This window comes from Paenibacillus zanthoxyli JH29, from assembly GCF_000520715.1.
GTDB classification, from domain to species: Bacteria; Bacillota; Bacilli; order Paenibacillales; family Paenibacillaceae; genus Paenibacillus_AQ; species Paenibacillus_AQ zanthoxyli.
In genome coordinates this window covers 1-6,064 of sequence record NZ_ASSD01000319.1, presented here as the reverse complement: position 1 = coordinate 6,064, position 6,064 = coordinate 1, and the positions used below count along the sequence as shown (strand labels likewise).

At 53.8% G+C, this 6,064-nt stretch carries 6 protein-coding genes and 1 riboswitch; all 6 genes read right to left on the bottom strand.

What is annotated here, in order from left to right; genetic code table 11:
- Positions 1-180, bottom strand: a 180-nt coding sequence (locus tag L691_RS28665; protein ID WP_036736737.1) for a 3,4-dihydroxy-2-butanone-4-phosphate synthase, incomplete at its 3' end; no start/stop codon positions are given.
- Between the two features lie 39 nt (positions 181-219).
- Positions 220-897, bottom strand: a complete 678-nt coding sequence (locus L691_RS0111675) for a riboflavin synthase (protein WP_025690706.1) — start codon at positions 895-897, stop codon at positions 220-222.
- 18 nt (positions 898-915) lie between these two features.
- Positions 916-2,019, bottom strand: coding sequence for a bifunctional diaminohydroxyphosphoribosylaminopyrimidine deaminase/5-amino-6-(5-phosphoribosylamino)uracil reductase RibD (ribD, locus tag L691_RS0111670; RefSeq protein ID WP_025690705.1), 1,104 nt, complete (start codon positions 2,017-2,019; stop codon positions 916-918).
- Between the two features lie 216 nt (positions 2,020-2,235).
- Positions 2,236-2,403: riboswitch (FMN riboswitch) on the bottom strand.
- Between the two features lie 116 nt (positions 2,404-2,519).
- Entirely contained in the window at positions 2,520-3,407 is an 888-nt protein-coding gene (locus tag L691_RS0111665) for an AraC family transcriptional regulator (protein WP_025690704.1), read from the bottom strand.
- Between the two features lie 195 nt (positions 3,408-3,602).
- A complete protein-coding gene (locus L691_RS0111660) occupies positions 3,603-4,955 on the bottom strand; it encodes a TldD/PmbA family protein (protein ID WP_025690703.1) in 1,353 nt (450 codons plus the stop codon).
- 2 nt (positions 4,956-4,957) lie between these two features.
- Positions 4,958-6,064, bottom strand: a 1,107-nt coding sequence (locus L691_RS0111655) for a TldD/PmbA family protein (protein ID WP_025690702.1), incomplete at its 5' end; no start/stop codon positions are given.

The window sequence follows — 6,064 nt, the reverse complement described above, 5'->3', positions numbered from 1 at the left end:
TCCTTCGGTAATCATGAAGTTGATCACTTCCGGCGTCGCCCGTTCCGCCAATGCGATAAAGTCGCCTTCATTCTCGCGGTCTTCGTCATCGACAACGATAACAACCTTGCCGCGCATCAAATCGTAGATGGCTTCTTCAATCGGGTCCAGGCGAATATCTTCATTATTATATTGGCTCATTTCCTTGACCTCCTGGTTCGCTGTATACTTTCCGAAATCTTATAAAAAACCGTTCGCCGCCAAAAATTCGCTGCTGATACGGGAGCTCTGTGCCTCTTCCTCATCCTCTTCATTCTGCGGGGAGGAGCCGTAGCGGAGCAGATGATCCACATACCTGCCCAGCACGTCGCATTCGATATTGACATGATCACCGGCGCGCTTGTCGGCAAGCACGGTTTCGCCGAGTGTATGCGGGATAATGGACACGGTAAAGGATGAAGCCGCCATACCCGCCACCGTCAGGCTAATGCCGTCAATCGTGATTGAGCCTTTTGGAATAATGAACTTGGACAGCGACGAGCGGCCCGGCGCAATCTCGAATACAACAGCGTTCTGATCGCGCTTTACGCCTCGGATCGTTCCCGTTCCGTCGACATGGCCCTGCACGATATGCCCGCCGAAACGCCCTCCGGCCGACATTGCCCGTTCGAGATTGATCCGGCTGCCGGTCCGCAGTTCCTTAAGCGTGCTGTTGCGGTATGTCTGGGGCATGACATCGGCGGTAAAGCCGTGATCGCTTATCGAGGTCGCCGTCAGACAGACCCCGTTGACCGACACGCTGTCGCCGATTTTGAGATCGTCCATGATGACGGAAGCATTAATATGCAGCACCATCATCTCGCCTCCCGAGGAAACACCGCGCAGCACGCCAACTTCTTCGATCAATCCTGTAAACATCCTGCTTCTCCCCTCCTTCTAAGCAAGCTCGGGTGTGCCGCTGATGCACACATTATCTCCGAGAACCTCGACTTCCACTCCCCGCAGCGTAATGGCATTTCTCATCAGTTCCACCCCGTCAAAAGAAAACGCGGCTGGCGCCTTGGCGCCGCCTCCGACAATCTTCGGAGCGAAAAAGAGCACCACACGGTCTACAAGCCCCTGCTCCAGCATCGCCCCGTTAAGGATGCCTCCGCCTTCCAGCAGGATGGAACCGATCTCCAGTTCACCGAGCCTGGACATGGCGGCATTCAGGTCTACTTGCGGTCCTGCGCCGCAGCGCACCACCTGCACCCCGGCCGCCGTCAGCGCTTCCTCCTTCGAGGCGTCGGCGCTTTCCGCCGCAACAATAATCGTCTGCGCCTGCTTGTCGGTCACAACCGACGATTCAAGCGGCGTACGAAGATTTGAATCGATAATAATCCGGACCGGATTAATGCCCGGAACCTCGGTCCGCGTCGTGAGCGAGGGGTTGTCGGCAATGACCGTACCTACGCCAACCATGATGCCCTGATGACGATGCCTCAGCGTATGTACGATTCCCCGTGCCGCCTCGTTCGAAATCCACTTGCTGTCGCCGGTCCGCGTGGCAATTTTGCCGTCCAGCGTACTGGCGCTTTTCATTGTGACAAAAGGCCGCTTCGTCAAAATATATTTGATGAACTTTTCATTGAGCCGCAGGGCGCGTTCGCGCAGCAGCCCAACCTCCACCTCGATCCCCGCTTCCCGGAGCATCGCGATTCCGCGTCCGGCCACCTGCGGATTCGGGTCCTCGCAAGCAATGACGACCCTTGCCACGCCTTCGGCAATCAGCCGCTCGCTGCACGGGGGCGTCTTGCCGTAATGACTGCAGGGCTCCAGCGTCACATAAGCAGTGCTTCCCGCCGCCTGTCCAGCCGCCATATTCAGCGCATGCACCTCCGCATGGCCCGTTCCCCGCTTGAGATGGGTTCCCAGGCCGATTACCGCCCCGTCTTTAACGACGACGCAGCCGACAACCGGATTAATTCCTGTCTGCCCCTGAGCCCGTTCAGCCATATCGAGCGCAAGCGACATATAGAACTCGTCATTCATTACATTCATGCCTAACCTCCGATCCCCTGCACATCGCAATTGTCATTAATCTAAAAAACCCATCCAATACTCCTTCGAGGAGCCTTGAATGGGCAGTTTGAGAGTGTGAAAGCATCCATTATCATGTGCAGAGAAGTCCCGAACATCAGGTTCTTGTGAATTATCGCACATAATAACGAAAGCCATTTCATTGGGCCTGCCCTATGAGACAAGAGCAAGCGGCGTTCTCCCCTTCTTCCATCCAGACTATACTGTCGGTCCCGGAATCTCACCGGGTCCACCGTTCGCGCGGCAAGCGCGATCCGGGTAGCGGACTTGTCTTTCGCATGCCGCTTACGCGTCATTCGAATCATCACCGCCGGTAGGGAATTTCACCCTGCCCTGAAGGATTGTCATATTCATTTGAGCCGGTATAAATACCGATGTTTATGACGGTATCTTATCATTATATCGCGCAAAAATCAATCATTACTAAATCACATAATTAAATTTACTTTATTATTGTAAGTTCAATGCCGCATCCCTTGCTTTTTCAGCACCGGAATCCATATTTCACTTCTAAATGTCGGCGAGGCCACATCTTTACTCTCATTCCATAGAATTTCCGGACCTTCCATTTGCTCATAGTTCGCGGACGGGAACCATTCCGAATAGATGCGCCCCCATATATTCTGCAGTGTACCGGGAAAAGGTCCGATGGCTTCGAATACCGCCCAAGTTAAAGCGGGAACTTCAAGCTGCGCCAAGCTGGCCGGACACTCTTCTGTCGTTGCCGCGCCAATGTAGTGATCCAGCTCCCCTTTTTCTTCCATTCTGCCTTCGGAAAAGTTCGCGGATGCGCTGATCAGCCCCCTAGGCTCCACATTGGAAAGTCCCTTAAGCCTGCAGATTGTTTCGCTATCCAAGCTTTCCCACATCGCCGCAATCTCCGGGTTAACCCCTTCGAACTGGATCGGGACTCTTTTCTTAATCCCCACAATGCGAAAGGCCTCTTTCTCTTCGATCCGATAGTTCATTTCACTTCCTCCTTTAATGGTTAACTGGAAGGTCATCGGTGGAAAAGCTTTAAGCAAATAGCCGTTATTTCTCGCTTCTGATGGTGTAACACCATGCAGCTTCTGAAAAGCTCTCGCGAAAGCGTCCGGTGAGTCATAGCCGTATTTGACCGCGATATCAATGATCTTTACGCTGCTCCCTTGAAGCTCAAATGCCGCCAGAGTAAGACGTCTGCGCCGAATATATTCAGATAGCGTGATACCTGCGAGGAAGGAAAACATTCTTCTAAAATAAAAATCGGAGCAGTGGGCCGTTTTGGCCGCTTCTTTAATGTCGATGTCGCCTGCGATATTTTCCTCGATATATTTCAACGCACTATTCATACTTTTGAGCAGATCCATGAATCTAACCTCCTTTTCATCATTAAAATAACAGAAAATGAAAACGTTCATCCGACAATTCGTGCCTGATTATGCAGGCAAGACAGCCCCATTGCGGATTCTCACCGTAGGGATCTTATGCTGGGCGTACCATAAAAAGGCAGATGGCGGTGTTCGCCGTCTGCCTTGATAATTGCTGCCGTATGGTGCTTTGAATCAGGCTCCCGACACGGACAACGAGCTGACCTTAAGCGTCGGAGAGGTGCAGCTGCCGATAAACCGCAGATCATTTCCAATCTCCTCAATCCCATTAAGCAGCTCAAAAAAGTTGCCCGATACCGTTATCTGGTTCACCGGTCTTACGATTTCACCGTGCTCGATCAAATAGCCTATCGCCGCCAGGGAAAAGCTGCCCGAAGTCGCATTCGTTCCCGCGTGCAGACCCTGAAGCTCCACGATGAGGATTCCCCGGTCCGTTTTGCGGATGATCTCCGCAAGGCTGGCTGTTCCGGGTGCGATATACAGGTTATGATGCGAAACTTCGACCAGGCCCTTGTATCCGCCCTTTGCGGCATTGGCCGTGTTTGCAGCTCCGGCCTTTCGGGCTGTTTTGCGGTTATGCAAAAAGGTAAGCAGTCTGCCGTCCTTGATCAGCTCATGCCGCGCGGTGGCGCTGCCTTCCGCATCGAACGCCTTGCTTGACGGCACATTAACCATCAGCGGATCATCGATGATCGATATATTGCTCCCCGCCACTTGTTCCCCCAGCTTGCCTTTCAGACGGGAAAATCCTTTGTCCACCGACTCCGCGGAGAACACCGAAGCAAAGCTTGACAGCAGAGAGGTCGCAGCGTCATTTCTAAAAATAATGGGATAATTGTCCGACTGCACCGTCGACGCTCCCAGCTTGGAAACGGCCTCCCGGACGCCTGTCAGTGCCACGGCTTCCAGATCAATATCATCAAAGCTGCGCAGAGAGAAATCGAACCAGCCCCCGGTCACGGTCTCCTTCGCATCCTTGGATTCTTTTGCCAGCACATAAATGCTCGCAGAGGCGGAGCTGTGCTGTCTGTGGCAGTTGAGGCCTTTCGTATTGCTGATCAGCACTTCGCTTTCACTGACCGAGGCAACGGAGCGTCTAACCATATCAATGCGGCGGTCGGCGTTCAGGGCAATGCGTTCCATCGCAAGGGCGGCTTCGATCAATTGATCGGGGGGAGTCTTAATCAGAGAAGCCGAATAGGTATTCACGGAATGGTAGTGTTCGGAACCGGCAAACAATTCTTCCGGCTCCTCGTTCTCCAGCACTTCGGCATTGCTTCCCGCTTCGTCTAGCAAATAAGCAATGGATTCATGATCCAGCCTCTCGGTGGATGAATAGCCCATTTTGCCGCCGATAAGGCCGCGGAACGACAGGCCGCCGGTCTGGGCGTTGTTGTACGCATCAATTTCACCTTTAAGCACCGAGACCGAGGTGGATCGGCCGTTCGCATAGTAGATTTCCATTTCGGTGAAGCCCGCTTCCCGGCCTTTTGCAAAAAGAACTTCCTGAAACTCTTCAATATTCAACGTTACTCCCCCTTTCTTCCCCCGACCGTCATTTCCGACACCCGAATGGTGGGCTGACCGCAGTTAACCGGCAGGCTGCCGCTGACGGACCCGCACATGCCCTGTCCGTGTTCGAGGTTATTGCCGACCATGTCGATTTTGCTTAAGCAGTCGATCCCCTTGCCGATCAGAGTCGCACCTTTGACCGGTTCGGCGATTTTACCATTGCGTATGATATAGGCTTCCTGAACGGCAAAATTGAAATCGCTTGTAGCCGTGTTAACCGAGCCGCCGCCCATGGACTTGGCGTAAATACCGTATTCCGTATTGGCGATAATCTCCTCGCGGGTCGAAGTTCCATTGCAGATGAACGTATTGTTCATCCGCGACGCTGGAGCGAATTTATAGGATTGCCGGCGGCCGGAGCCCGTGGAAGGCATGCCCATTCTGCGGGAGCCCATCCGGTCGATCAAGTAGCCCTTCAGTATGCCGTTCTCGATCAAGACGTTGCGCTGCGTCTTGGCGCCCTCGTCGTCGATATTCAGTGAGCCCCAAGCATTCTGGATCGTACCATCGTCGACCGCGGTCACAAGCGGCGAAGCTACCTGTTCGCCAATTTTACCCGCGAAGACTGACGATCCTGGTGCGACGGCGGTCGACTCCAGCCCATGGCCGCAGGCTTCATGGAACAAGACGCCGCCAAACCCGTTGTCGATAATGACGGGAAGCCTCCCGCTGGGGGCATAGCCCGCTTTGGCCATCGTAACCGCAATCCGGGAAGCCTTGCGGGCATGCTCTTCGATGTCCAGGCTTTCCAGAAACTCATGACCGGCAAAGGCGCCCGGCCCGCTGAAGCCGGACTGCTTCTGGTCGCCATCCTCCGCCACCGCGCTGATTCCCAGTCTCGTATAGACCCGCATGTCCTGAACCAATAAGCCCTCGGTATTGGCGATCCATATATTTTGCAATTGATTCATCGCGTGAATTTTCGTCTGAGAGATACTTGGGTCATATGCTGCCGCCGTGCTGTGGGCGCTCCGCATCAGTTCAATATTGCGCTTTTTCTGCGAGCTGTCCGGCATAATCCCGATGTAATGGCGATTATCGATGACTGTCCGCCGAAGATCCAT